General features: G+C 70.6%; 33 protein-coding genes, 1 tRNA gene and 1 riboswitch. Of the genes, 26 read left to right on the top strand and 8 right to left on the bottom strand.

The window, feature by feature from the left end; genetic code table 11:
- Positions 1-88: 88 nt before the first annotated feature.
- The 5 genes from FB047_RS09375 to FB047_RS09355 all read left to right on the top strand — a co-directional run bounded on the left by FB047_RS09375 (position 89) and on the right by FB047_RS09355 (position 4525).
- Entirely contained in the window at positions 89-922 is an 834-nt protein-coding gene (locus FB047_RS09375; protein ID WP_136586941.1) for a DUF3097 domain-containing protein, read from the top strand.
- Between the two features lie 71 nt (positions 923-993).
- Positions 994-1746: a tRNA (guanosine(46)-N7)-methyltransferase TrmB gene (gene trmB / locus FB047_RS09370; protein WP_136586940.1), complete on the top strand. Its 753-nt coding sequence runs from the start codon at positions 994-996 to the stop codon at positions 1744-1746.
- Positions 1743-2603: a CPBP family intramembrane glutamic endopeptidase gene (locus tag FB047_RS09365; protein ID WP_205822868.1), complete on the top strand. Its 861-nt coding sequence runs from the start codon at positions 1743-1745 to the stop codon at positions 2601-2603. The genes trmB and FB047_RS09365 overlap by 4 nt, the downstream gene beginning before the upstream one ends.
- Positions 2604-2676: 73 nt before the next feature.
- Positions 2677-2741, top strand: a riboswitch (guanidine-III (ykkC-III) riboswitch).
- Positions 2742-2754: 13 nt separating this feature from the next.
- Positions 2755-3078, top strand: coding sequence for a DMT family transporter (locus tag FB047_RS09360; RefSeq protein WP_136586939.1), 324 nt, complete (start codon positions 2755-2757; stop codon positions 3076-3078).
- Between the two features lie 130 nt (positions 3079-3208).
- Positions 3209-4525 (top strand): hypothetical protein, encoded by a 1317-nt coding sequence (locus FB047_RS09355; RefSeq protein WP_136586938.1) that lies wholly within the window; start codon positions 3209-3211, stop codon positions 4523-4525.
- A 66-nt stretch (positions 4526-4591) separates the two neighbouring features.
- Here the strand turns inward: FB047_RS09355 and FB047_RS09350 are convergent, their stop codons facing one another.
- Entirely contained in the window at positions 4592-4888 is a 297-nt protein-coding gene (locus tag FB047_RS09350; RefSeq protein ID WP_136586937.1) for a hypothetical protein, read from the bottom strand.
- A gap of 129 nt (positions 4889-5017) precedes the next feature.
- Here FB047_RS09350 and FB047_RS09345 point away from each other — a divergent pair, with 129 nt between their 5' ends.
- From FB047_RS09345 to FB047_RS09325, 5 genes are all read left to right on the top strand, one after another.
- On the top strand, positions 5018-6175 hold the full coding sequence (locus tag FB047_RS09345) for a sensor histidine kinase (RefSeq protein WP_240752708.1): 1158 nt from the start codon (positions 5018-5020) through the stop codon (positions 6173-6175).
- 132 nt (positions 6176-6307) lie between these two features.
- The gene (locus FB047_RS09340; RefSeq protein ID WP_136586935.1) at positions 6308-6811 is read left to right on the top strand and encodes an SRPBCC family protein; all 504 of its coding nucleotides are present in this window, start codon (positions 6308-6310) and stop codon (positions 6809-6811) included.
- Positions 6808-8289 carry a phytoene desaturase family protein gene (locus FB047_RS09335; protein ID WP_136586934.1) on the top strand — a complete coding sequence of 494 codons (1482 nt, stop codon included), beginning with the start codon at positions 6808-6810 and terminating at the stop codon, positions 8287-8289. The genes FB047_RS09340 and FB047_RS09335 overlap by 4 nt, the downstream gene beginning before the upstream one ends.
- A gap of 2 nt (positions 8290-8291) precedes the next feature.
- Positions 8292-9116, top strand: coding sequence for a DNA-formamidopyrimidine glycosylase family protein (locus FB047_RS09330; RefSeq protein ID WP_136586933.1), 825 nt, complete (start codon positions 8292-8294; stop codon positions 9114-9116).
- A gap of 9 nt (positions 9117-9125) precedes the next feature.
- Positions 9126-10196: a spore photoproduct lyase family protein gene (locus FB047_RS09325; RefSeq protein WP_136586932.1), complete on the top strand. Its 1071-nt coding sequence runs from the start codon at positions 9126-9128 to the stop codon at positions 10194-10196.
- A gap of 54 nt (positions 10197-10250) precedes the next feature.
- Here FB047_RS09325 and FB047_RS16920 read toward each other — a convergent pair whose 3' ends face one another.
- The 3 genes from FB047_RS16920 to FB047_RS09315 form a co-directional block, all read right to left on the bottom strand.
- Positions 10251-10400 carry a hypothetical protein gene (locus FB047_RS16920; protein WP_167494203.1) on the bottom strand — a complete coding sequence of 50 codons (150 nt, stop codon included), beginning with the start codon at positions 10398-10400 and terminating at the stop codon, positions 10251-10253.
- Between the two features lie 168 nt (positions 10401-10568).
- Positions 10569-10910, bottom strand: a complete 342-nt coding sequence (locus FB047_RS09320) for a hypothetical protein (protein WP_136586931.1) — start codon at positions 10908-10910, stop codon at positions 10569-10571.
- Position 10911: 1 nt separating this feature from the next.
- Positions 10912-11295, bottom strand: coding sequence for a DUF7882 family protein (locus FB047_RS09315; RefSeq protein ID WP_136586930.1), 384 nt, complete (start codon positions 11293-11295; stop codon positions 10912-10914).
- A 115-nt stretch (positions 11296-11410) separates the two neighbouring features.
- Between FB047_RS09315 and FB047_RS09310 the strand changes: the two genes are divergently transcribed.
- The 5 genes from FB047_RS09310 (at position 11411) to FB047_RS09295 (ending at position 14549) form a co-directional block, all read left to right on the top strand.
- Positions 11411-11965 (top strand): MarR family winged helix-turn-helix transcriptional regulator, encoded by a 555-nt coding sequence (locus tag FB047_RS09310; protein ID WP_136586929.1) that lies wholly within the window; start codon positions 11411-11413, stop codon positions 11963-11965.
- 38 nt (positions 11966-12003) lie between these two features.
- Positions 12004-12141: a hypothetical protein gene (locus tag FB047_RS16915; RefSeq protein ID WP_167494202.1), complete on the top strand. Its 138-nt coding sequence runs from the start codon at positions 12004-12006 to the stop codon at positions 12139-12141.
- 69 nt (positions 12142-12210) lie between these two features.
- Positions 12211-12567, top strand: coding sequence for a hypothetical protein (locus FB047_RS09305; protein WP_240752707.1), 357 nt, complete (start codon positions 12211-12213; stop codon positions 12565-12567).
- 354 nt (positions 12568-12921) lie between these two features.
- Positions 12922-14091 carry an RtcB family protein gene (locus FB047_RS09300; RefSeq protein ID WP_136586927.1) on the top strand — a complete coding sequence of 390 codons (1170 nt, stop codon included), beginning with the start codon at positions 12922-12924 and terminating at the stop codon, positions 14089-14091.
- Positions 14092-14237: 146 nt separating this feature from the next.
- Positions 14238-14549, top strand: a complete 312-nt coding sequence (locus FB047_RS09295) for a hypothetical protein (protein ID WP_167494201.1) — start codon at positions 14238-14240, stop codon at positions 14547-14549.
- Between the two features lie 14 nt (positions 14550-14563).
- Here the strand turns inward: FB047_RS09295 and FB047_RS09290 are convergent, their stop codons facing one another.
- A complete protein-coding gene (locus FB047_RS09290; protein WP_205822865.1) occupies positions 14564-14959 on the bottom strand; it encodes a DUF5684 domain-containing protein in 396 nt (131 codons plus the stop codon).
- Between the two features lie 101 nt (positions 14960-15060).
- Between FB047_RS09290 and FB047_RS09285 the strand changes: the two genes are divergently transcribed.
- The 3 genes from FB047_RS09285 to FB047_RS09280 all read left to right on the top strand — a co-directional run bounded on the left by FB047_RS09285 (position 15061) and on the right by FB047_RS09280 (position 15951).
- The gene (locus tag FB047_RS09285; RefSeq protein WP_136586925.1) at positions 15061-15510 is read left to right on the top strand and encodes a hypothetical protein; all 450 of its coding nucleotides are present in this window, start codon (positions 15061-15063) and stop codon (positions 15508-15510) included.
- A gap of 80 nt (positions 15511-15590) precedes the next feature.
- On the top strand, positions 15591-15761 hold the full coding sequence (locus FB047_RS16910) for a hypothetical protein (protein WP_167494200.1): 171 nt from the start codon (positions 15591-15593) through the stop codon (positions 15759-15761).
- Between the two features lie 117 nt (positions 15762-15878).
- Positions 15879-15951 (top strand) — tRNA-Arg (locus FB047_RS09280).
- A gap of 56 nt (positions 15952-16007) precedes the next feature.
- On the opposite strand, the gene FB047_RS09275 is transcribed toward FB047_RS09280, so the two are convergent.
- Together FB047_RS09275 and FB047_RS09270 are read right to left on the bottom strand one after the other, a co-directional pair.
- Complete coding sequence (locus FB047_RS09275; RefSeq protein ID WP_136586924.1) at positions 16008-16205, bottom strand: DUF2188 domain-containing protein; 198 nt, start codon at positions 16203-16205, stop codon at positions 16008-16010.
- A 158-nt stretch (positions 16206-16363) separates the two neighbouring features.
- Positions 16364-17497, bottom strand: coding sequence for an ATP-binding protein (locus tag FB047_RS09270; RefSeq protein ID WP_136586923.1), 1134 nt, complete (start codon positions 17495-17497; stop codon positions 16364-16366).
- Positions 17498-17677: 180 nt separating this feature from the next.
- Between FB047_RS09270 and FB047_RS09265 the strand changes: the two genes are divergently transcribed.
- The 7 genes from FB047_RS09265 (at position 17678) to FB047_RS09240 (ending at position 23341) form a co-directional block, all read left to right on the top strand.
- Entirely contained in the window at positions 17678-17932 is a 255-nt protein-coding gene (locus FB047_RS09265; RefSeq protein ID WP_136586922.1) for a DUF6458 family protein, read from the top strand.
- A gap of 34 nt (positions 17933-17966) precedes the next feature.
- On the top strand, positions 17967-19088 hold the full coding sequence (locus tag FB047_RS09260; protein WP_136586921.1) for a serine/threonine-protein kinase: 1122 nt from the start codon (positions 17967-17969) through the stop codon (positions 19086-19088).
- Positions 19085-19579 (top strand): hypothetical protein, encoded by a 495-nt coding sequence (locus FB047_RS09255; protein ID WP_136586920.1) that lies wholly within the window; start codon positions 19085-19087, stop codon positions 19577-19579. Before FB047_RS09260 ends, FB047_RS09255 begins: the two co-directional genes overlap by 4 nt.
- An 82-nt stretch (positions 19580-19661) precedes the next feature.
- The gene (locus FB047_RS16905; protein ID WP_167494199.1) at positions 19662-19829 is read left to right on the top strand and encodes a hypothetical protein; all 168 of its coding nucleotides are present in this window, start codon (positions 19662-19664) and stop codon (positions 19827-19829) included.
- A gap of 68 nt (positions 19830-19897) precedes the next feature.
- The gene (locus FB047_RS09250; protein ID WP_136586919.1) at positions 19898-20707 is read left to right on the top strand and encodes a transglutaminase-like domain-containing protein; all 810 of its coding nucleotides are present in this window, start codon (positions 19898-19900) and stop codon (positions 20705-20707) included.
- Between the two features lie 193 nt (positions 20708-20900).
- Positions 20901-22565 carry an arginine--tRNA ligase gene (gene argS, locus FB047_RS09245; protein WP_136586918.1) on the top strand — a complete coding sequence of 555 codons (1665 nt, stop codon included), beginning with the start codon at positions 20901-20903 and terminating at the stop codon, positions 22563-22565.
- 5 nt (positions 22566-22570) lie between these two features.
- Positions 22571-23341 (top strand): LmeA family phospholipid-binding protein, encoded by a 771-nt coding sequence (locus FB047_RS09240; RefSeq protein ID WP_136586917.1) that lies wholly within the window; start codon positions 22571-22573, stop codon positions 23339-23341.
- Positions 23342-23368: 27 nt separating this feature from the next.
- Here FB047_RS09240 and FB047_RS09235 read toward each other — a convergent pair whose 3' ends face one another.
- Complete coding sequence (locus FB047_RS09235; protein ID WP_167494198.1) at positions 23369-24088, bottom strand: AraC family transcriptional regulator; 720 nt, start codon at positions 24086-24088, stop codon at positions 23369-23371.
- Between the two features lie 593 nt (positions 24089-24681).
- On the opposite strand from FB047_RS09235, the gene FB047_RS09230 reads away from it, so the two are divergent.
- Positions 24682-25216 (top strand): hypothetical protein (locus FB047_RS09230; RefSeq protein ID WP_136586915.1); only part of this gene is annotated, 535 nt, incomplete at its 3' end.

Here is a 25216-nt window from a genome sequence, read left to right as displayed (position 1 = left end):
CGACCCCCGACACCCGGGTAGGAGCGGCGCGTCCGCCCTCGGCGTCCGCGCGGGCCGCCTAGGCTCGAACGCTCGGAGGTACAGCACCATGGACGACCGTTACGGCACCGACGTGCTCGCGCGCGGCTGGCGCGACGCCGGACGCATCACGCCCGTCGAGGTCGCGGCATCCGCCGATCTCGTCGTCGAGGTCGCGGGCGACGGCTACGTCGGCGCGGTGATCCGCATCGACGGCATGAACGTCGAGCTCGAGGACCGCTTCGGCAAGCGCCGGCTGTTCCCGCTCGGCGGCGGGTTCCTCGTCGAGGGGAAGCCCGCGGTGCTCAAGGCCCCCGCGGCCGCATCGAAGGGCCGTACGCGCACGGCGTCCGGCTCGTTCGCGGCCGAGGACCAGCGCGCGCGCACCGCCCGCGCGAGCCGCATCTTCGTCGAGGGCAAGCACGACGCCGAGCTCGTCGAGAAGGTCTGGGGCGCCGACCTGCGCGCCGAGGGCGTCGTCGTAGAGTTCCTCGAGGGCGTCGACCTGCTCGAAGAGAAGCTGGATGCCGAGCCCCCCACCGCCGAGCGACGCTACGGCGTGCTGGTGGACCACCTCGTGCCGAACTCCAAGGAGTCGCGCATCGCCGAGAAGATCGCGCGCGGTCGGCACGGCGCCCACGTCCGCATCGTCGGCCACCCCTTCGTCGACGTGTGGCAGTGCGTCACCCCTCGCGCCCTCGGCATCGCCGCGTGGCCCGAGGTGCCCCGCGGCATCGAGTGGAAGGTCGGCGTCTGCCGCGCCCTCGGCTGGCCCGCCGAGGAGCAGGCCGACACCGCGCGGGCGTGGCAGCACATCCTGTCGAAGGTCACGACCTTCCGCGACCTCGAACCGGCCCTTCTCGGCCGCGTCGAGGAGCTCATCGACTTCGTGACGGTCCCGTGAGCGGCCGCAAGCGCGCCCTCTCGCGCGAGTCGCCAGAATCTGTCGCTTCCGCACCGGCGAAGCGACAAGAAATGGCGAGTCACGCGGCGGATAGCCTGGAAGATGCCGCCGCCCCCGTGTTCCGCGACAAGCCGGTGTCGTTCGTCCGGCGCAGCGGCCGCATGTCCGAGGCGCAGGACCGCGCCTGGGCCGAGCTGTCGCCGTTCTACCTGCTGCCGGTCGAGCGCGCCGCGGCCGCCACGAGCGTGAAGGCCGGAACCGCGATCGACCCCGCGGCCGTGTACGGCCGCTCGGCCCGGCTCGTCGTGGAGATCGGCTCCGGTCAGGGTCACCAGATCGTGTCGGCCGCCCAGGCCGCGCCCGAGACCGACTTCCTCGCGGTCGAGGTGTTCACCGCGGGTCTGGCCCGCACGATGCTCGACGCCGATCGCGAAGGCGTGAAGAACCTGCGCCTGGTCGAGGCGAACGCGCCGGAGGCGCTCGAGCACCTGCTGCCCGCGGCATCCGTCGATGAGCTCTGGGTCTTCTTCCCCGACCCCTGGCACAAGAACAAGCACACCAAACGCCGTCTCGTCGCCCCCGACTTCGCGCGCATCGCGGCCCAGGCGCTCCGCCCCGGCGGCACCCTGCGGCTCGCGACCGACTGGCAGGACTACGCCGATCAGATGCGCGACGTCTTCGACGCCGCCATCGGCTTCGAGCGGGCGTTCGCGGGGGAGTGGGCCGAGCGCTTCGAGGGGCGCGTGCTCACCGCGTTCGAGCGCAAGGGGCTGCGCGTCGGCCGCGACATCCGCGACCTGACCTACACCCGGGTCTCACCGTGACCGCCCACACCGCGGTGCCGGTCCGCGAGCGTTCCACGTGGACGCCCAAGCTGATCCCGGCGCTCGCGGTGTGCCTCGCCGCCCCCGCTCTGTTCGTCGTCCAGATCGTCTGGCTCGGGTGGGTCCTTCTCGCCCTCGCCGTGGCATCCGCCGTTCTCGTCGATCGCCGCAACGGCGTCGCCCTCGCTCGCTCCGACGAACCGAGCATCGCCCGCGACATCTCGCTCGTCGCTGCGGGGCAGTTCATCGTCAGTCTCATCCCGCTGCACGCCGAGCTCGACAACGCGGCCTTCGTGCGGTTCACACTCGCCCTCGGCGGGGCGGTCGTCGTGCCGTACGTGATCTCGCGCTTCGTCTACCGGGATCGCGCGATCTCGTTCCCCTGGCGCGGCGGCGGACGCTGGACCTGGTGGCAGTGGGCCTGGCTGGCCGGCGTCATCGTGCTCGGCTACCTGATCCTGCCGTTCTACTTCATCACCTCCGGCGTCTACACGAACTGGCCCGAGGTGACCACTCCCGACCTCATCGCCCGCCTCTTCGTGGGGGTCGGTGCGGTGGGCATCTGGGACGAGCTGTTCTTCATCTGCACGGTCTTCGTGCTGCTCCGCCGGCACTTCCCCGACCTCACCGCCAACCTGCTGCAGGCGGTCGTGTTCGTGTCGTTCCTGTGGGAGCTCGGCTATCAGGCGTGGGGTCCGTTCCTGACGGTGCCGTTCGCGATCGTGCAGGGCTTCCTCTTCCTCAAGACGCGCTCGCTCTGGTACGTCGTGACGGTGCACCTGCTCTTCGACGCGGTCGTCTTCGGCGTGCTCGTGCACGCGCACAACCCCGGCGCGGCCTCGATCTTCCTCCTCTGACCCCGGATCCGGGCTCCCGGATCGCGGATGCCGCGGTGCCCGGGTTCTGCCCAGGTGCGCTCGCTACCCTGGACACCGGACGCCCACCGCGTCCCCGGACGAGGGATCAGTACCCGGACTGCGACAAGACTGGCCAAGGAGCTGTGCTGTCATGTCGTGGGTCATCCTCATCGTCTCCGGTGTCTTCGAGGCCGTCTGGGCCACCGCCCTCGGTCGGTCGGAGGGCTTCACCAAGCTCTGGCCGAGCCTGATCTTCGGCGTGGCCCTGGTGGCATCCATGGGGGGACTCGCCGTCGCCATGCGCGAGATCCCGACCGGCACGGCCTACGCCGTGTGGGTGGGGATCGGAGCGGCCCTCACGGTCGTGGTCGCAATGATCAGCGGCGCCGAGGCGATCTCGGTGGTGAAAGTGCTGCTGGTGCTGGGCCTGGTGGGCTGCGTGATCGGCCTGAAGCTCGTGGGCGACGCCCACTGACCAGGGGATTTCGACGGAAGTCAACCGTAGGGAACGGTCAGTTTCATCCGGTACCATCTGGCGTCACTGCACTTCTCCGGGCCAGACACCGTCGTCACTCGCCCATGTCTTCCCCTGTGAAAGGTTCCGAGTGAGCGCACCGCCGAGCGAGCTTGTCACCCCGACGCAACCGTCGAGGGTCATCGGTCGTCCGTCCCGACGGCTGGATCGCCTGCGCGACTCGCGCGTGGGCCGCGCCCTGCGCCAGTACGGCCGCGACGTCCTCCGCACGCCCGAGGGCATCGTGCCCGTCGAGCGCGGGGCGTTCGCCCGCGTCCTGCTCCTGTGGGCGATCGCCCGCACCGTCAACTTCGGCCTGCTCTGGGGCTTCTACTCGATCGCGAAGGCCGCGCGCTGGGGCTTCGGTCCCGACAGCGAGCGCCTCGGCACGTTCTTCGACTACCTCACCGGGTGGGACGCCGACCGTTACGGCCAGATCGCGGCGCAGGGCTACCCGATGTCGCTGCCGATGAACGTGTCGGGCGACATCCTCCCCAACAACTGGGCATTCCTGCCGGTGTTCCCCACGATGGTGCGCGTGGTCTCGGGGGCGACCGGGCTCGGCTGGCAGCCGGTCGCGGTGCTGCTGAGCCTGGGGGCGAGCCTCGGCGCCACGTGGCTGCTCTTCGTGCTGATGCGCACCGTCACCAAGCCGCAGCCGGCCTGGTGGGCGGTGGTGTTCTTCTCCTTCGCGCCGATGTCGTTCCTCTTCGTGATCGGCTACAGCGAGGGCCTGTTCATGCTGCTGATGTTCGCCGGCATGCTGCTGGCCATCAAGCGCCGCTACCTCTGGATCCTGCCGATCGGCCTGATCACCGCGTACACGCGTCCCGGAGTGCTCGCCCTCGGACTGGCCCTGGGCATCGTCTTCCTCGTGCGGTTCTTCCGCCGTCGGGTGGATCCGTTCCCCGTGCGTCAGTGGGCCTCGCTCATGGCATCCGGTCTCGTGATCGCCGTGGCGGGCCTGTCGTGGAATCACATCGCGCAGTTCGTCACGGGAACGCACAACGCCTATATCCGCACGGAGCTCGGCTGGTGGCTCGACTACGTCGGCAACGACGAGTTCACGCCCTTCACGCCCTGGTTCCGGCAGGCGGGGACGCACCTCGGCGTCGTGGGCATCGTGCTCGTGATCGCCCTGATCGTCGCCTTCCTGGCGCTGATGTGGTCGCGACCCGTCCGTCGCCTCGGTCTCATGGTGGTCGCCTACGTCTTCAGCTACGGCGTGTACATCTTCGCGGTCTTCCTCCCGCAGCAGAGCACCTTCCGGCTGCTCATGCCCATGGCGCCCCTCCTGGGCGACGACCGGTGGTCGTCGACGCCGCGGCGCCGCACGGCGATCCTCGTGGGATGCCTGGTGCTGCAGGCCGTCGCGATCCTCCTGCTCTGGACGCGCGGAAACCCTTGATCCCGTTCTGAACGACGGAGGGGACGATGCCGGTCGGCGTCGTCCCCTCTCGCGTTCCCGGCCGGGTCAGTCGGGGCGCCCGCCGGGGTCCACCGCGTCGACGACGGCCTCCTCGACCTCGTTGTCGGCGACGGTCTCGGCCGTGCCGATCGTGTCGTCGTCCTCTTCGGCGAAGGCGCCCGCGGCATCCGCGCCCGGCGCCTCGGCACCCTCGTCGACTCCGGCATCCGCGTCGCCGGCCGGAGCGGTGCCGGGTTCGGGCGGGAGCGGCACCGTCGGTTCCGACGGTGCCGGGGTGGAGGGTTCCGCGGGCGTCGGGGTGGTGGGCTCGGACGGGGTCGGGGGAAGCGTGGGAGTGCTCATGCCGCGACTCTGCGCGAAGAGGACGACGCGGGCGAGGCCCTTCCCGATCCGGCCGTTGCGGTGTAATCGGCAGCCGATAGGCTTTCGGCGGATGAGAGCAGGGGGGATGCCGTGTCGACCGCGCACGATGTGACCAGACGAGATGCGATCGCGCAGTATCACCTGGTGGGTGAGCCGTCCGAGCCCGATTTGCAGGGCCTGGTGGAACTCGCGGCGACCGTCTGCGGCGTCTCGACCGCCGTCATCAACATCATCGACGACCGGATGCAGCATCAGATCGCCGCCGTCGGCATCCAGGCGGCGACCTGCGAGCGCGAGGATTCGATGTGCGCGGCGGTCATCTCGAACCCCGGGCGCGTGGTCGTCTCCGACGCACGGCTCGACGCGCGTTTCGCGGCGAACGCGTTCGTCACCGGCGAGATCGCGAACGTGCGCTTCTACGCCTCGAGCCCGCTCATCACCCCGTCGGGGGTCGCGATCGGAACGCTCTGCGTCTTCGACGACGAGGTCGGGGAGTTGTCGGATGCCAGCAGCCGAGCGCTCGACCTGCTCGCTCATCAGGTGATCGACGTCCTCGAGCTGCGGCGCGTGCAGCGCGACCTGGTGGCGTCCAACCAGCAGCTGGAGAGCTTCGCGACCCAGGTCAGCCACGACCTGCGCAATCCGCTCACCGCGCTGACGGGCTTCCTCGAGCTCGCCGCCGACAGCCCCGAGATGGCCGACGCCCCGCGTGCGGCGCAGTCCCTCGCCCGCGCCGAGGCGGCGGCCGGCCGGATGACGTCGATGGTCACCGACCTGCTCGACTTCGCCCGGATGGGCGGCGCCCGCCCCCACATGACGCAGGTGGACGTGGCCGAGACCGTGGATGCGGTCCTCGAAGACCTCGACGGCGCGCTCGTGCGCACGGGGGCCGAGGTGACCGTCGACGCCTCGACGTTCGTGCGGGGCGACGACACGCTGCTGCGCGTGCTGCTGCAGAACCTCATCGCCAACGCCGTGAAGTTCACCGTCGCGGCCGAGAAGGTGCCCGACGTGCGCGTGAGCGTCGAGACGCTGCCCGACGGATGGCGGATCAGCGTCGACGACAACGGCGACGCGGTGCCGACGGAGCTGCGCGAGCGCGTCTTCGAGCCCATGCAGCGCGGACACGGCGCCGACGTGCAGGGCATCGGCATCGGCCTCGCGACCTGCCGTCGCATCGTCGAGGCCCACGGCGGGACGATCGGCCTCGACGACTCCCCGGCGGGCGGGACGAGGGCGTGGTTCGTCCTCCCCGCGGCCGCCTGACCCGGCCGTTACCGGCCGCGGAGCCGGGGCGCAACCACCGCGACCGGTGTCGGGGGTGGACCGTAGCGTAAGCGCTGTCGGGGGTGATGCCCCGGCATCCGCCTGTACCGAGACGACGACGAGGAGCGACCCGTGGCCCGCAACGTCCGTCTGCTGCACTGCCCTCCGGAGGACGTCTTCCGCGTCCTCGCGAACGGCTGGCTCTATCCGCTGTGGGTCGTCGGCACCTCGCGCATGCGCGACGTGGGCGCCTCCTGGCCCGCGGAGGGGGCGACGCTGCACCATTCGTTCGGATCCTGGCCGATGGTCGTCGACGACACCACGGTGATGCGCGTGTGGGACCCGCCACGGCGGGCCGTGCTCGAGCCCCACGGCGGCCCGATCGGGATCGCGCGCGTCGCGATCGACGTGAAAGCGCGCGGCGCGGGGTGCGTCGTGCGCATCCAGGAGGAGCCCGTCACCGGTCCCACCCGGCTGCTCCCCGACACCGTCTTCGACGCCATCACCCGCTGGCGCAACGCCGAGACCCTGCACCGCCTCGCCTACCTCGCCGAGGGCGGCGCCCCCGGCACCGACGGCGGCGCCGAGGCGATCGGGCGCGAATCGACCGCCGAGGGAGAACCGATCCAGCGATGAGCGAGCACTACGACGCCGTGATCGTCGGTTCCGGTCCCAACGGCCTGGCCGCCGCGGTCACCCTGGCGCGGGCCGGTCTGTCCGTGGCGGTCTACGAGAAGTCGTCGACCTTCGGCGGAGCGGCATCCACCGCGGAACTGACCCTGCCGGGCTTCCACCACGACGTGGGGTCGGCGGTGCACCCCCTCGCGCTCGAGTCGTGGTTCTTCCGCGAGTTCGGGCTCGAGCGTCGGGTGCCGTTCGTGGTCCCCGAGGTCTCGTACGCGCACCCGCTCGACGGCGGGCGCGCGGGCCTGGCCTTCCGCGACCTCGCGCGGGCGGCCGAGGGGCTGGGGGTCGACGGCCGCGCGTACGAGCGGCTCATGCGCCCCCTCGTCGATCACCTGCGCGGTGTCGCCGACTTCACGGGCAACGCGCTGCTGCGGGTGCCGGGGGACCCGCTCGCGGCGTTCTTCTTCGGCGTCCGGGCGCTCGAGCAGGGCGGCCCGTGGTGGAACGCCCGGTTCCGCGAGGAGGTCGTCCCGAGCCTCATCACGGGCGTCTCTGCGCACACGATCCTGCACCAGCCGAGCCTCGCCGCCGGAGGGGCCGGCCTCGTGCTGGCGACCTACGGGCACGGGCGCGGGTGGCCCATCCCGGTCGGGGGCAGTCAGGCGATCGCCGACGCGATGGTCGCCGACATCCGCGCGCACGGCGGGGTTCTGCACGCCGGCGTCGAGGTGACCTCTCTCGCCGAGCTGCCACCGGCCCGGGCGGTGCTGCTCGACACCACTCCGCGCGCGCTCCTCCGCCTCGCGGGGGAGCGGGTGCCGGCGGCCTACCGCCGGGCGCTCCAGCGGTTCCGGTACGGCGGGGGTGTGGCGAAGGTCGACTTCGCGCTGTCCGAGCCGGTGCCGTGGACCACCCCCGAGATCGGCCTGACGGGGACCATCCACGTGGGCGGGACGCGCGCCGAGATCGCCGCGGCCGAGAACGCCGTCGCGCGCGACGAGCTCCCCGACGCCCCGTACGTGCTGGCGGCGCAGCCGACGCTGTTCGATCCCACCCGCGCGCCGACCGGCAAGCACGTCCTGTGGGCCTACACCCACGTGCCGTCGGGGAGTCCGGCCGACCGCGAAGAGGCGGTCGTGCGGCAGATCGAGCGCTTCGCCCCCGGCTTCCGCGACACGATCCTCGCCTCGACCTCGCGCACGGCGGTCGACATCGCGGCGTGGAACCCCAACTTCCCCGGGGGCGACATCTCGGCCGGAGCGCCCACCTTCACCCAGTTGCTCGGTCGCCCGGTCTACCGCCCCGATCCGTGGCGGACGCCGATGAAGGGCGTCTACCTCTGCTCGTCGTCGACGAGCCCGGGCCCCGGGGTGCACGGACTGGCCGGGTGGCAGGCGGCGCTGAGCGCGCTGCGGCACGAGTTCGGCACGCGTCTGCGCCCCGACCTCGCTCCGCGCGACGATCAGCTCTTCTCCGCGGCGCGCTAGACGTGCCGGAGGGAGACAGCGTCTACCGCCTCCGTCGACGTCTGGATGCCGCGACGACGGGCGCCCGTGTGCGCGACGGCGAGCTGCGCGCGGGCAACGCGGCCGGCCGTGCGCTGGGCGGTCGCACGATCCTGGGCTACGACACGCACGGCAAGCACCTGCTCACGCGGTTGGACGGCGGCGAAACCCTGCACACGCACCTCCGCATGCAGGGGTCGTGGACGATCACGATGCCCGGCCGCGCGCTCCCGACCGCCGCGCGCGAGAAGGCACGCGTCCGGATGCGTCTCGACGACGGGCGGGAGGTCTGGGGTCTCGATCTCCCCGTCGTCGAGCTGGTGCCCACGACGCACGAGCGCGACGTCATCGGCCATCTCGGTCCCGACCCGCTGCGTGACGACTGGGATGCCGCGGAGGCGGTGCGCCGGCTCGCCGCCCGGCCCGACCGACCCGTCGTCGCGGCGCTGCTCGATCAGCGCGGCATGGCCGGGCTCGGCAACCTGTGGGTGAACGAACTCGCGTTCCTGCGCGGCATCCATCCCTTCGCGCCGATCGGGGCGACCGATCTCGACGCGCTCGTGGCGCTCGCCGCGCGGTGCCTGCGGGTGTCGGCGACCGTGCCGGGCATGTATCAGGTGACCACGGGCGATCGTCGTCGCGGGGCGTCGCACTGGGTCGTCGGTCGCGCGGGTCGCGCCTGCCTGCGCTGCGGAACGCGGGTTCGGGTGCGCGACGAGGTCGCGAACGACCCGGAGCAGCGGCGCACGTGGTGGTGCCCCCGGTGTCAGCCGGTTCCCGCCGGCGCCGATGTCGGACCCCCGGAGTAGAACGGGACGATGGCCGTCGATCGAGAGAATCTGCTGCGCGTCACGCGCATCTACGCGGAGGACGCCGCGCTCGAGCTGGAGCGCGGGCGGGAGATCGTGGCGCGCTGGCCCGAGGCCGACATCGTGCCGATCGCCTCGCACTGGCAGATCCCCGAGGTGCACGGCGACGAGACCAACGTCGCCCGGTGGGTGCGCATCAAGACCGAAGCCCTCGTGCTGGGTGTGAAGAAGAGCGTCGTCACCCGCGTCAACGGGCGCTCCGCCGACTTCATCGCGCCGTCGTTGTCGAACGGGTGCGCCATGGCGTGCGCGTACTGCTACGTGCCGCGGCGCAAGGGCTACAGCAACCCCATCACGCTGTTCGCCAACATCGATCAGATCAGTCGCCACCTGGCGCGTCACGTCGCCGCCCGAGGGGCGAAGACCGAGCCCAACCAGTGCGATCCCGACGCGTGGGTGTACGACATCGGCGAGAACGGCGACTGCTCGGTCGACGCACTGCTGAGCGACAACGTCCGTGACGTGTGCGACCTGTTCCGAATGATTCCGACCGCGAAGGCCTCGTTCGCGACGAAGTTCGTCAACCGCGACCTCCTCGAGTGGGACCCGGCGGGGCGCACGCGCATCCGCTTCTCGCTCATGCCGGCGGGCACGGCACGGGTCACCGACCTGCGCACCTCCCCGATGGCGGAGCGCATCGCCGCCATCAACGACTTCGTCGACGCGGGTTACGAGGTCCACGTCAACTTCTCCCCGGTCATCCTCACGCCGACGTGGCTCGCGGACTGGGCCGAGCTCTTCGAGCAGCTCGACGCGGCACTGCACGCCCGGGCCAAGGCGCAACTGGCCTGCGAGGTGATCTTCCTCACGCACAACGAGGCGCTGCACGAGGTGAATCTCGGCTGGCATCCGAGGGGCGAAGAACTCCTGTGGACGCCGACGGTGCAAGAAGAGAAGCGATCGCAGAACGGTGCGGTGAATGTCCGGTACCGGCATCCGCTTAAAGCCCAGAGCGTGGCGGCCCTCACCGACCTGATCGCGCAGAAGCTGCCCTATTGCCGCGTGCGGTACGCGTTCTGATCCCACCGAGAAGACCGGCGCCGTGATCCGGCGCCGGCCTTCGTCTTCGTCTGGTCAGCCGATGTCGCCCGCGGGCGAGTCGTCGGTCGTGGCCGCCTCGTCGGCGTCCTGCTGGGCCGCGGCGCCTTCGTCGGGCGATTCGCTGCCCGCGCCGTTCGACGTCTCGTCGGGGGCGTCGGCGCTGCGGTCGTGGTCGTTGCTCATCGGGGTCTCCGTCCGTCTGTGGTCCGCCGACCGTGTCACGAGGGATGCGGCGCGTCCAGGGGGTGGACGATCAGAGCGGGGTGACGCCGTAACGGGCCGTGAACTCCGCGCTCGCGGCATCCTCGAAGTCGTCCGCGTCGTCGCGCAGCTCCAGCTCGGGCATGTCGTTCACAGGTACGGCGCCAGGGCGCCCGCGGTGAGCGCGAAAGCCAGGGCGGTCCCGCCGACGGCGGTCGCGGCGAGGAGCGAGGCGCGCTCGAGGCGGCGGCGACGCGATTCGTTGGCGGGGTGGGTCGTCGAGCGCAGCGACGCCTTGGCGGCGTCGAGGCTGTCGTACCGGCCGATCGGCACGCCGTGAGCGTCGCGTGAGACGTATCCTCCCGCGACCGCGTCGACGCAGCCGTCGTACTCGCCGCCGCGGTGAGCGACCCAGAAGCCGGTGTCGACCTTCGCCCACAGGACGCGGGCGGTGACCACCGGGGCGGAGTGGGGGAGCGTGGGTGCACTCATGTCAGGCGGCCACCGACAGCGAGCGCGGGCGCGACGAGGTCGCGGTGCGGGCGGGGGCGACGCGCGGCGCGGACGCGCTTGCGGTGGGGATCTCGGCGGTGAGGTCGACGATCAGGCCGGCCGAGGAGTTGGCCATGTCGGCCATGTTCCTCAGCGTCGCCGCGTCGAGGCTCTCGGGCTCAGCCGAGTCGAAGACGAAGCGCAGCGGGATCGCCGGCTGCAGCCAGAGGGTGGAGCGGCCGGGGGTGCCGTCGACGTGGGTCCAGGTGAGGGTGAAGCTCTCGCTGCGGCGGAGCTTGGTGGTCGTGACCACCTTGAGGTGAGAGAGAAGGCGGTCGGGGATGACGACGGCTTCGGTGGACGTGCCGTAGAACAACTGGCCCATGGGAACTCCCTTCGTTAGCGATTAGCTGTGTGTAGAACATACTCGCTTAGTAACTAGTTTGTCTAACTATTATTTCCGTTGTATAGTCAGGCGGAAGAGCGGGGAGGAGTGTGTCATGACAGACGTCGAAACCACGTCCCGCGGACTCACGCCCACGGGATCCACCGAAGAGGTCACTTACTGGTACGGCGACGAGCCGTCCGACCGTCGGCGACGCAGCAAAGCCGTGCTCGAAGCGCTGCGCATCTACCGCGCGGCCGAGGTGGCCATGCGCCGTCGTACGCGCGATTCCATGTCGATGGGCGAGAACGAACTGCTCGTGCTGCGTTATCTGCTGCGCGACGCCTCGCGGCAGGTGCGGCCGGGGGAGCTGACCCGGTATCTCGGCCTGTCCACCGCGTCGACGACGGCGATCCTCGACCGCCTCGAGCGCTCCGGACACGTCACGCGCACCGCGAACCCCGACGACCGCCGCAGCATCTTCATCCGTGCCACGCCGCGCGCCCACGCCGAAGTGCGGCAGACGCTCGGCAACATGCACGACCGCATGCTGGCGGCGGTGATCGACATGACGCCCGAAGAATCGGCGGCCGTCGTCGCGTTCCTGCACCGCATGAGCGACGCCGTCGACGGTGTCGCCGTCGACAAGCCGGCGGTCGATTCCCCGTGATCTACGTGCTCGTCGGCGGCCCGCGCGACGGACAGCACGTGGATGATCTCCCTCGCGGTTACCGCCTCTCCCTCACCGACCCGCAGCCGGAGCGGTTCGCGGAGTTCGACACCGTGCGCGCCGTCTGGTTCGAACTCGACGAAGCGATGTTCCGCTCCGCCCAGCGGCGGGACTGAGCCGTATCCCACCGGGGATGCCGTGGCAACCCGCCCCCCGCGTGCGCCGATCATCGTCAGGGTGGACTCATGCGATGCGTGACCTATGCCGGCGAGACCGTGATGACCACCGACGACGTCGCCGCGTCGCTCATCGAGCTGACGGCGGCCGTGGCCAAAGAGGGTCAGGCGGAGGCGGTCAGCATCCCCATCGTCACGGACGACAAGAAGGTGGCGCAGGCCGAACTCGTCATCGGAGTGGGCAACGACGTGCTCTCCGCCCCGATGGAGTGGAACGAGGAGGAACCGGATTTCTCCCACGCGGCCGATGACCTCAAGAACCACCGGCTCTTCCCCCGCCCGCACCTCCGTGCGGTCGAGACCGACCCGCACGACGAGGACGACGAGCCCATCGATTGGGATTTCGACCAGCCCACCCAGGCGTGAGGCGCCGGTCCGGGTGAATCCCGGTCCTTCGGTAGTGATCGGATGCCGCGGCTCTTGCGACGAGCTCGCGGCATCCGTTATGTTCGCAAGCCTGTGCCGATCGGCACGGGAGCCGAGGAAAGACGAGACGATGACCGCGAACCGCGATCGCCGCGCTGAGCAGCAGGGGAAGCAGGAGCAGTACCTGCCGTTCCTCCTCTCGTCGTACCCTCCGGCGCCGGTCGTCTAGACACCCGTCTTCTCACGCCCCGCACCGTCAGGTCAGGGCGTTCCTCTTTCCACGCGAGTGGGGGAGTGTGCCCCGACGGAGGCTCACTCATCGCGCGTCATCGCACCACACGAAGGAAAGGATCCATGCAGAAGCTCACCGAACGACTGGTGTCGTGGGCGAGCCTGATCGATGACAAGACCATCGAGCAGGCCCGTACCTCGGCGACCATGCCGTTCATCCACCCCCACCTGGCCCTCATGCCCGACGCCCACCTGGGCCTGGGCGCGACGGTCGGTTCGGTTATCCCGACGCTCGGCGCGATCATGCCGGCCGCCGTCGGGGTCGACATCGGCTGCGGCATGATCGCCGTCAGGACGCAGTTCCACGCCTCCGACCTCGACGGGCGCGAGCTCGCGGAGCTGCGGCAGCAGATCGAGCGCGCCATCCCGCTCTCGGCCGGTCGCGACAACCGCAAGATCGTCGCGACCGCCGAGCCGCGCGTCGCGGAGCTCGAGGCCCTCGCCGAGAAGGCGGAGTTCGACCCCGCGTCGTACGCCGGCCATTGGCGGCAGCAGCTCGGATCGTTGGGCAGCGGCAACCACTTCATCGAAATCTCGCTCGACGAGAACGACGACGTGTGGATGTTCCTGCACTCCGGTTCCCGCGGGGTCGGCAACCGCATCGCGCAGCACCACATCAAGGTCGCGCAGCGCCTCGCGAAGCAGTGGTGGATCGAGCTTCCGCACCCCGACCTGGCTTACCTGGTCGAGGGGACGCCCGAGTTCACCCGGTACATCCGCGAGCTGCGGTGGGCGCAGCACTTCGCCCTGCTCAATCGCGAGGAGATGATGGACCGCGTCGCGAACCAGCTCGGTCGCTTCCTCGACGCCCCGGTCGAAGAGCGCGAGCGGATCAACTGCCACCACAACTTCACCGAGTCCGAGAGGCACTTCGGCAAGCAGGTGTGGGTGTCGCGCAAGGGCGCGATCATGGCCGACGCCGGTCGCCCGGGCCTCATCCCGGGGTCGATGGGCACCGCGTCGTACGTCGTCGAGGGGCGGGGCAACGCGATGGCCTTGAACTCGTCTCCGCACGGCGCCGGCCGGGAGTACTCGCGGTCGGCCGCGCGCAAGACCTTCACGCACGAGCAGTTGCGTGAGGCCATGGCGGGGATCGAGTACCGCGACACCGACGCCTTCATCGACGAGATCCCGCAGGCGTACAAGCCGATCGACCGGGTGATGGCGGATGCCGCCGACCTGGTGACCGTGCGGCACACGCTGCGGCAGATCGTCAACGTGAAGGGCGACTGAGAACGGATGCCACGATCGCGAACGCGCGGTCGTGGCATCCGTCGTCCCCGGTCGCAATATCGTCCTCAGGGATGATGTGCCGCGCCCGCGGGTCGGAGAGGCTGGAGGGGAGCTCGCAGCCGCGCGAGCCGGACGCTTCCCCCGGAGTGGAGATCATGTCGCCCGACCAGCCGCGAAACGCCCCCGCCCTCGACCTCGCCGACCGCCGTGAGCGCCAGCGCCGGAGCATCCGTCACGCGCAGGCGAAGCTCGCCGCTTTCGTACGCAGCTCCGCCGACGATGTGGCCGAGGCCGCCCATGCCGCGGAGGCGGCGTTGCGCGGCGCTCTCTCCTCCGGCGCGGAGGTGGAGCGCGTCTCGGCGGAGCTCGAGGTCAGCCCCCGCGCCCTGCGCGCGATCGTCGACGGGTCGGTGCCGTTGCGCACCCTGCACCCCGACGATCGGCTGCGCCTCGCCTGAGGGTCGCTGCGGAGTCAGGCCAGGCGCTCGGGGCGGTATCTGTCGTCGCTGAATCCGAGCACGAGGTAGCCGATCACGTAGAAGATCACGAGCAGGAACAGCGAGAACACCCAGCCGTGGCCGAACGCCCGGCCCACGCGAAGGTGCACGATCACGTGGAAGACGACGTTCACGATCGGCACGAGGTACAGCAGCGTCAGCCAGCCGGAGAAACCGGCGATGCGCACCATGACGACGAGGTTGACGATCGGGATGATCGCGAGCCAGCCCGCGTGCCCGGCCTTTCGGAAGACGCGCCAGAGCGCGACGACCATCAGCACGTAGATCGCGAGGGCGATGAGCGAGTTGGACGCGCTGAGCGCGAAGATCGAGGTCTGGTCGGTGATCGACGACGGCGATGAGGTCAGCATGCGCTCATCGTAGGGCTTCTCCCAGCCCGCTTTCAGGTTCGTTCGCGGCGGTACGGACCGGCGGCGGGCGGGGTTACGCTCGGTGCCAGGAAGGCGGCGACATGGGCGAGCGCAGGTTCGAGTGGGGTGGGCTGAGCGCCGACCGCGCCGACTACGTCACGGCGGCCGAGGCCCTCGCGATGCTCGAGGTGCTCGTGGTCGCCCAGGCCGATCTCGACGTCGTGACCGAGCTGCGCGACGGTGCGGCGTGGGCGCGCTTCTCGCGGGGCTCGCGGTGGGCGCTCGTCTCCACGCCGGGATCCCGGTGGTTCTCGGTCGAGACCGACACGGGGCACCGGATGCAGCTGGTGGACGCCTCGTCGTCCAAGGATCAAAGTGCTCGCCTGCTCGCGGTCTACGTCGACGTCGCCGAGGCCTACGTCCGCTCCGACGTCGGGCCGTCGCCGGGGCGGGGTCTCGGAGGCTCCGTCGTCACCGTCGACGTCGACGGCCGCGAGGTTCTGCTGCACCTGCCTCTCACGCGACGCGTCCGCGGCATCTTCCGCCCCTAGGGCCGCTCGCGGAACCGGTCAACCCGGTGCGCCCGGCGGCCCGCGGTTGCGAGGCTGGACCCCTCGACGAAGGGAACACCATGAGCGACCCGCAGAACACCTCGCCCGACGAGGGCTCCGACCTGGCCGACGACCCCACGGTCAAGCCGAGCCAGGAGAACGACGTCGACGAGGCCTCGAAGGCACCGTCCGCCGACGACCCGAACGCCGACCACCAGGCGAGCGGCATCGGCGTCATCGGCGGCGAATGATCCGGATGCCGCGGACCGGCGCCCCCACGCGGGCCGATCGCTCCGCGGCATCGGCTCCGCGGCGCCGGCTCGGCCCGTCGGGTCGGCCTCCGACGCGGTGATAGCCTGGACCCGTCCGCCTCCGTAGCTCAGGGGATAGAGCGTTGGTTTCCGGTACCAAAGGTCGCAGGTTCGATTCCTGTCGGGGGCACGCGTGTGACAGAGGCCGCGGTCGGTGACCGCGGCCTCTGTCGTGTGATCCGGCGATCAGCCCTCGTCGGTCGGCGCCCCGGTCGGTTCCGCGTCCTCGACGATGTGCCGCGACCCGAGCTCGTCGGCGGTCGCGCGGCCCTGGTCGATCGCCTCCTCACGGCTCGAGAAGCTGGCGGACAGCTCCGGTCGCCCTTCGACCGCGTTCTCCCACTGGCCGCGGTTCGATCTGGTCGTCACGTCGTTCTGGCTCATGGCACCAGGACACACCGACTCCCCCCGAGGAGGCATCGGGTTGACACGGCGACGCGCCGGACCGTCGGCGGCGCGCCCATTGCTTCACCCGCCGGTTCACCCCGCGGTCGGGCGCGTCGTCGACGTGACCATCGACGCGACGATCGACGCCGCGATCGTCACGGCTCGGCGCGCGACGGGGTCTCAGGCGCGGGCGCCGTCATCAGCCCGGCATCGCAGAGGGCTGTCACCGCGGTGCGCACGGCGGCGCGCGCGTCGCTGTGCGGCGGTCGGCCGTGCTCCTCGATCACCGCCGACAGCAGTTCGTCGAACGACGCGCCGTCCGCGGCGCGCCAGAGAGCGGGACCGATGCCGTCGACCAGGTGGATGGCGGTCTCGTCGTGCGGGCCGCGCCGCAGCAGAGCGAGACGATCGCCCCCGATGGTCACGGCATCCACGACCGGAGTGCGGACGTAACCGGCCGGATCGCGGGGTGAACCCACGTGCTGCGCCGCGACCGGCAGGGGCGACCGCGGGCGGTGCGACGCCAGCAGGCCGGCGACGAGCGGAACGACCTCGCTGGCCTCGCGGTAGCGCAGTCGCAGAGCTCCGCCCACCGCGCTCACGTGTCCGGTCAACGTCGCGAGCGGGTGAGCGAGCTCCGCGAGGTAGCTGCACTGCGGTGCGATCGCGCTGATCGCGTCCGTGATCTCGAGCTCCTCGACGCGAGGGGCCGTGCACAGCGGATCCCGGTCGAGAACGACGATCGCGTGCAGACGGAGCGAGGCGGTCGTCGGCAGGTCGCGCAGCCCCAGACTGCGCGGCGAGGCCTGACGTTTCGCACTGTCGGTGCGATCGATGATCGACAACGGCTTCCGGTAGGGCAGGACGCGACCATCCGCGGCGACGCCGACGCTCTCGTCACTCACGTAGGCGTAGTCGCGCGCCAGGTGCGACATGAGGGTCGTCTTGCCCATCCCCGAGCGTCCCGAGAACAGCACGACCCGCCCCTCGTCGTCCGCGACGGCGGCCGCGTGCACCATCCACAGGTCCCCGCGCCGGGCGGCGAGAGCCGCGAGCGTCACTCGCGTCGAGAGCGCGGCGGCGGCCTCGTCGAAGGGGAGAGAGGGGTCCGGACGCACGACGGCGACGGGGGAGGAATCATCCTCGCGCGTCGCGCCGGACCACGCGCGGGCGATCCGTTCGCGGTCGCCCGGCGCCGACGCGCTCAGATCGACGCGTATGGACGCCCCGAGCGCGTCGAGGTCGAGGTGGTCCGGGTCGCGCGTGAGCGGGGGGCGTTCGCGAGTCATCGCGGAGAGTCTGCCGGTTCGGGGACACGATCGATTCCGTGCATCGCTTCGACGGGCGGGTGAAAGCGGTCCGTTCGACCGCGCAGGGGTCCCGCGCGTGTGCGAATGCCCTTGTCAAGACCATGCCGGTATCCGACCCGGGGTTGGGATGCTGGAGGCCTCCCTTCGAAAGGACCTGCCATGAGCATCGGAGCCGGCATCGCGCTGTTCGTCATCGGCGCCATCCTCGCCTTCGCCGTCAACCTGCCCAACGACTATGTCAGCTTGAGCATGATCGGCTACATCATGATGGGAGCCGGCGTCGTCGTCTTCCTGATCGGCGTCGTGCTGCTCGCGCGCCGTCGGCAAACCGACACGGTCACCCGCACCGAAGGAGTGGGGGGCGCTCAGGTCACCCGATCGACCACGCGCTCGTCCAACGACGACCTCGTCTGAACCCCGCCGGGGTCGTCACCCCGGAGGTGCATCCATGACCGAACCGACACCCACCGTCGCTTACGACCCGGCCGACGACGGTCTGTTCGACGACCGCTACCGCCTCGGCCGGCTCCTCGGCCGGGGTGGTTACGCGCGTGTCTACGAGGCGGTGGACACCGCCCTCGAGCGCACCCTCGCGATCAAGATCATCGACGGAGAGGGAGCCGACCCGTCCGACGTGGCGCGTGTGCGATCCGAGACCCGTCTGCTCGCTTCGCTGTCGCATCCCTCGCTCGTGACCCTCTACGACGCGCGCCTGAACGCGACGCCCGCGTACCTCGCGATGGAGCTCATCGCCGGTCCGACCGTCGCCGACCTCATCGCCCGTGGCCCCCTCCGCGGTCCCGAGGTAGCCCGTATCGGCCGGGAGGTCGCGGAGGCGTTCGCCGTGATCCACGGCCGGGGCATCGTGCATCGCGACGTGAAGCCCTCCAACATCCTCATGCGACCCGCCGCACACACGGGGGAGACGCCGCGGGCGACCCTCGCCGACTTCGGCATCGCCTCTCTCGTCGGCGCGACGCGGGTGACCCGCGCCGACACGGTGATCGGAACCGCCGCCTATCTGAGCCCGGAGCAGGCGCGAGGGATGCCGGCGGCACCCGCGAGCGACGTCTACTCCCTCGGTCTGGTGCTGCTGGAGTCCCTCACCGGGTCGCGACCGTTCGGATCCCGCACCCCGCACGAGGCGCTCGCCGCTCGTCTCGTGTCACCCCCCGACATCCCCGCGTCGATCCCGGCGCCGTGGCGCGAGGTGCTCGCGCACATGACCGCGATCGATCCCGCCGAGAGACCGGATGCCGCGGGTGTCATCGTCGCGCTGCGCACCCTCTCGCACGTCGAGGTCGTCGCACCCTCCGCGCGCGTCCCCGAGGGGACGGAGGCGACCGGGCCGACACGCGTCTACACCGCCGCGGGGGAGTCCCGGCGGCCCCGCTTCTCGCGCAAGGCCGTGATCGCAGCCGCCGTGGTCGCCGCCGTTCTGGTGGTGGGAGGCATCTCCGCGGCGGTGGCCGCCGGAAGGGGAGGCGGGGCGGCGGAGCCCGCGCTCCCGTCGCTCCCGCAGCCGCTCGACCAGCACGTCGAAGACCTGTGGAAGGAGGTCGGGCCGTGATCCGACGCACCGGTGCCGCGACGGCGCTGCTCCTGGCCGCGACGCTCGCGTTCGCCGCCTGCACGCCGCCGGCGGCGACGCCGAACGGGTGGCAGCAGAACGTGCAGACCATCGCCGAGCAGGCCGCGGCCGACGACTACGCCTCGGCGCTGGCGGGCCTCGACACCCTCGAGGCCGATGTCACCGCGCGGCGTGATGCCGGTGAGCTCACGGCGGAGGAGGCCGACGGCATCCTGACGCGCGTCGCGACGGTCCGCGCGGACCTCACCGCCCTCGTCCCGACGCCCACCCCGACGCCGACGCCGACGACCGACCCGGAGCCGCAGGACGAGTCGACCGTGCCGGCCGACACCTCCGGCGACGATGATCAGAGCGGTCCGTCGCAGCCCGCGCCGGGCGCGCCCGACGATCGTGGCGGGAAGGACAAGGGCGGCGGCAAGGACGGAACCGGTCCCGGTTCGGGCCAGGGTCCGGGCAAGAAAGACGGCTGAGCGCCGGGGCGGGTGATCTCGCCATCGTCCGCGACCGGTATCCCGGCGAGACGTCGCCGCCGCGACGCTCGGCGGGCGTGGAGTGGGAGGGACGACCGATGCGGCCGGGTCGTTCTCCACGGTCTTCGACCTGCAGCAGCCCTCCGCTGCGCCGGGGTCGACGGTGACCGTGACCGCCGTCGTCGGGGGCCGCAGCGGCTCGGCGGCACTCACGGTCGTCGGGCCGTTCGGGTCGTGTCGCGCGGGCTGACGGCATCCGTCGGGAACGGGTTCGCGCGGTGCGCGCCGAGGGCGTTCTGCGCGTGCGAGGATTGCCCGGTGCCGCGCCGCGTGACCGCCGAACTCGACCTCGACCTGGGGGCGTCCGTCGACCTCATCTTCCAGATCACGGCCGCCCAGGGCGTGCCCCTGCTGAGCGAGGATCTGACCTTCGCGCAGGGCGATCGCGTGTACACGCCGACCGAGATCGTCGACCAGTCCGGCTCGCGTCTGCACCGGGTCACCGGTGAGCCCGGGCCGCTCACGGTGCGCTACGAAGCCGTCGTGTCCGGCGCCGCTCAGACCCCCCGCACGAGCGACCTCGAGACCATCACCTATCTGCGTCCCAGCCGCTACTGCCAGTCCGACGAGGTGTTCGCCCAGGCGCGCCGGCAGTTCCGCGGGCTCGCGGGCGAAGAACTCCTGGCCGCCGTCTCGTCGTTCGTCGCCTCGACGGTGACGTACACGCCGGGCCTGAGCCTCGGCACCGACAGTGCGGTGACGACCCTCATGACCGGTCAGGGCGTCTGCCGCGACTACGCCCATGTCGTGATCGCGCTCCTGCGTGCGATGGACATGCCCGCGCGCTACGCCGCGTGTTACGCGCCCGGGCTCGAGCCGATGGACTTCCACGCCGTCGCCGAGGCGTACATCGACGGCGCCTGGTACGTCGTCGACGCCACCCGCTTGGCCGACCGCCGATCGCTCGTGCGCATCGCCACCGGACGCGACGCGGCCGACTGCGCTTTCCTCAGCTACCACGGCGGGTACGTCGGCCTCGAGCGCATGCACGTCGACGCGGTTCTCGACGCGGACGCCCCGGATGCCGCGACCCCCGACGATCACGAAGCCCTGGTTCAGATCGGCTGAGGTCCTCGCCCCGCCGCGCTGCCGCCCGTCGGCGTGCGCCGCGAAGGCCCCCGCGCACCGTGACGCGTGCACGACGCAGGAGTTCCGGCCCTGACCCGGCGCCCACGCGTCCCACACACGTCGATGACGCCGTTTCTCCTGCGTCATGCCCGCAGACGGCGGATGACCCTGCTCCGCCTAGACTTGAGGGGTTATGGATCCCGCAGCCCTCTCCAAAGCCCTTCTCGCCGTCATCGCCCCGCTCGCCGAGGCTCGACGAGAGGGTTCCTCGGCGGGGCTGACCGCGGCCGACCTTTCGCTGGAGCGTCCGAAAAACCGCGACCACGGCGACTGGGCCTCGAACGCCGCGCTGAAGCTGTCGAAGGTGGTCGGTGCGAACCCGCGGGAGTTCGCGGGCGAGATCGCCGCGCGTCTCGAGTCCGTCGACGGCATCGCGAGCGTCGAGGTCGCCGGGCCCGGTTTCATCAACATCCGGCTGGATGCCGCGGCCGCCGGCGCCCTGGCGAAGACGATCGTCGAGCAGGGAGCGGCGTTCGGAACGAACGACTCGCGCGCCGACGAGGTCATCAACCTCGAGTTCGTCAGCGCCAACCCCACCGGCCCGATCCACCTCGGCGGCACGCGCTGGGCGGCGCTCGGCGACGCCCTCGCGCGCATCCTGTCGTCGCAGGGCGCCCAGGTCACCCGCGAGTACTACTTCAACGACCACGGCGCGCAGATCGACCGCTTCGCCCGCAGCCTCGTCGCCGCCCACCAGGGCGACCCGACTCCCGAAGACGGCTACGGCGGCGCCTACATCGGCGACATCGCGAAGCGCGTCGCCGCGGCGTACGACGGCGACATCGACGCGCTCGACGCGGCGGCGAAGCAGGAGGCCTTCCGCGAGCTCGGCGTGAACTTCATGTTCGACGAGATCAAGCAGTCGCTGCACGAGTTCGGCGTCGACTTCGACGTGTACTTCCACGAGAACGACCTACACAACTCCGGTGCGGTCGAGCGTGCCGTCACGCGGCTTCGCGACCTCGGCCACATCTTCGAGGCCGACGGCGCCACCTGGCTGCGCTCGACCGAGTTCGGCGACGACAAGGATCGCGTCATCATCAAGTCCGACGGGCAGCCCGCCTACATCTCGGGCGACCTGGCGTACTACCTCGACAAGCGCGAGCGCGGCTTCAACCGCTGCATCATCATGCTCGGTGCCGACCACCACGGCTATGTGCAGCGCCTCATGGCGATGTGCGCCGCCTTCGGCGACGAGCCGAACGTCAACCTGCAGGTGCTCATCGGCCAGATGGTCAACCTCGTGCGCGACGGCCAGCCGATGCGCATGTCGAAGCGCGCCGGAACCGTGGTGACCCTCGAGGACCTCGTCGAGATCGTGGGGGTGGATGCCGCTCGCTACGCCCTCACGCGCAGCTCCGCCGACTCGAACCTCGACATCGACCTCGACGTGCTGCAGAAGCGCACGAACGACAACCCGGTGTTCTACGTGCAGTACGCCCACGCGCGCACGCACAACGTGGCCCGCAACGCCGCTGATTCCGGGGTCGACCGGTCGGAGTTCGCCCCCGAGCTGCTCGACCACGAGACCGAGTCCGCGCTGTTGGGCGCCCTTCAGGAGTACCCGCGCATCGTGGCCTACGCGGCCGAGGTGCGCGAGCCGCACCGTGTCGCCCGCTACCTCGAGGAGCTCGCCGGGCTGTACCACCGGTGGTACGACAACTGCCGCGTCATCCCGCAGGGCGACGCCCCGGTCGAGCCGGTGCACCGCACGCGCCTGTGGCTGAATGACGCGACGGGTCAGGTGCTCCGCAACGGTCTCACCCTGCTGGGCGTCTCCGCGCCGGAGCGGATGTAAGTCGGATGACGGAGGCCGTGGCCCCGCGCCGCCGTTCAGGTCGCTGGATCGCGGTGCTCATCGTGCTCGTCGTCCTGGTGGCGGGAGCGGTCGTGGCGGCTGAGTTCATCGCGAGATCGGTCGTCACGAACACCGTGCGATCCCTCGTGGTGAAGAACGTCGGCATCCCGGACGGTCAAGAGGTCGACGTGTCGGTGGCCGGCATCGTGCTGCCCCAGCTGTTGAGCGGTCGCCTCGACGACGTGTCGGTGCGATCGGACGACGTCACGCTCGGCCCGCTCACCGGCGACGTGCTCGTCGAGATGCAGGGCGTGCCCGTGTCCGGCGGTGCCGCGGCGACGGGCGGATCGGCTTCCGTGCGACTCGACGAGGGCCAGTTGCGCACGCTCCTGGCGCAGATCCCCGACTTCCCGTCCGGAACCGTCGGTCTCGCCGCCCCCGAGGTCACGTTCCAGAGCGAGCTCTCGCTGTTCGGCGTCGGCGTTCCCGTGGGCGTCGCCGTCACCCCGGGAGCGAGTCAGGGCGACATCACCCTGACTCCGGCGTCGTTCGATCTCGCCGGGAACACCATCGACGCCGACACCCTCCGTGCCCAGTTCGGCGGGGTCGCGGATGCCGTCCTCGGAACCCGATCGCTCTGCATCGCCGATCGGCTGCCCGCCGCTCTCACCCTGACCTCCGCGACGGTTCAGGGGCAGACGCTGGTGGCCGGTTTCGACATCGCCGGGGGAGTGCTCAACGACCCTGCTCTGCAGGCGAACGGCTCGTGCGGCTGAGCCGATCTCCCTTGGTCGTCGCGACGGTCATCTCTCCAGAGAGAGACCGCTGAGGCGGAAGGCTTCCTTCATCGCCCGGACGGAGGAGAAGCCCGATGCATGGGCGGCTTCGCCAATGGTTTGCGCTCCTCCTCCCTGCAGTGCGAGTTGAGCTCGAGAAATCCGAGCTGCCCGCAACGCCTTCCCCGGCGACGTTCCCACCTCGCGGAAGATCCGCGCCAGGTACCGCGTGGAGATGTTCATCGCCGCCGCGAGATTCTCCACGGAGAAGTCGGGGTGGTGGGCGTTGCGTTGGATGATCTGTTGCGCGTGTGAAAGATGACTGGCGTGCCGGGCGGGAACATCCGCTCCGCGAGATTCCAGAACGAGCGAGACGAGGGCGTGCAGCAGAGACACCTCGAGCGGTGGCAGAGCGGCGCTATCGGGTGACAGGTCGGAGTTGAGAACGGCGTTCACGACGGAGCTGATCACATGCCACGCGGCTGATGACGGTGACGGCCGAGCGTTCACGGCCGAAGCGGGAGCACCCACCGCAATCCGGTGGGCGGGTGGAGCGACACGGATCCCGACGGCGGGGAAGAGAGGGAGGTCGGCCACGATCTCGATGCGCGCTATCGGGCGCTCGCTGGTTACGAGCGCGACCTCGGTGAGGGGAGCGGCGACGTAACCCAGTGGTTCGACCGTCGTGGCGCTGCCATCGCTGAACTCCACTCGCGTGCTGCCCTCGGCCTGGAGGAGAAACAGCATGCGAGTCGTTCCTCGCTCCACGACGGGACGAAGAGTCAATACGCTCGCATGCAGCCGACGTGCCATTATCCCGGTGGTTCGAATCTCGTCGGCGTACACCATGGCGTCACTGCGCTGCGACCCGGCCGCCTGCCATCCATGGTCCCGAAGCCAGGAGTACGCGTGAGTGCCCCGCCTGTGCACCCGACGGTCGATCGAGGACGGGCGGGGGTCCGCGAAGTCGGGGGTCGCTTTGTTGAGAGCCACCACAGAGCGCATCCCTTCGTTGCTTGTCCGGACGCGTCATCATCGCCGTTCTCGGTTCGTTCTCCCGGCGCTGCCGCCCGTCGATGAGCCGCAAATGCGTGGCCAATTCACCCGTAGTCCCGAGAATCCATGTGCGGGAATCACCTCCTCCTCGCAGCCTCCGGCCGTGCTCTTCGAGCGAGGTTGCGCCTGCGCGAATCCCTCGCACGGGAATCGGAACGTCGAAACGGGATTCGGACATCGTCATCGCTCCGTCCGACGCATCGCTGTTCTACTCCTCGGAGTCCCTGCGTTGTACCGAGGAGAGAACCGAGATGTCTAAGAGCTCAAGAAACCGTTCCCGTGCTGTGCCCGAAGTCGCCTCTGACGTCAGCGCCGACTGGTCGGTGCCGCGCCGTACCATCCTCGCGGGGACCGCTTGGAGCGTCCCCGTCGTGATGATGGCCACCGCGGTTCCGGCTCATGCGGCGGCGTCGGAGTCACTGCGCCTGGCGTTCGACCAGAACCAGTACGTGGCGGTGGGCTGCCAGAGCATCAAGGGGGCGAAGATCACGGCGACGACGACGGGGAACAACGCACCAGCTGCGGGTGTGAGCGTTTCCGTCACCCTGCCGAACGGCTTCGTGTACCCGACGGGGGCGACGACCTTCAGCGGTGTGACCAACGGGTCCGGTGTCGTGACGCTTCCCGACATCGTCACACCGGCGACCGGCGGTGTGGTGACACTGACCGCGGTAGCCGCATCCGCTGCATCCGCGAGCGCCGCTGCCGCCGTCAACAGGAAGGCCCAGGCGACTCTTGCGCTGGGGACCTCCCCTTCGGCCACCTACCCCGCCGCGATCGGAGGGGTGTCTGTCGGAAATCGGCACTTCTTGACGGCGA

The organism is Microbacterium hydrothermale (assembly GCF_004854025.1).
In the GTDB taxonomy this organism is placed as follows: domain Bacteria; phylum Actinomycetota; class Actinomycetes; order Actinomycetales; family Microbacteriaceae; genus Microbacterium; species Microbacterium hydrothermale.
Note: the sequence above shows the minus strand (reverse complement) of the source record. Positions and strands in the feature narration are given on the sequence as shown.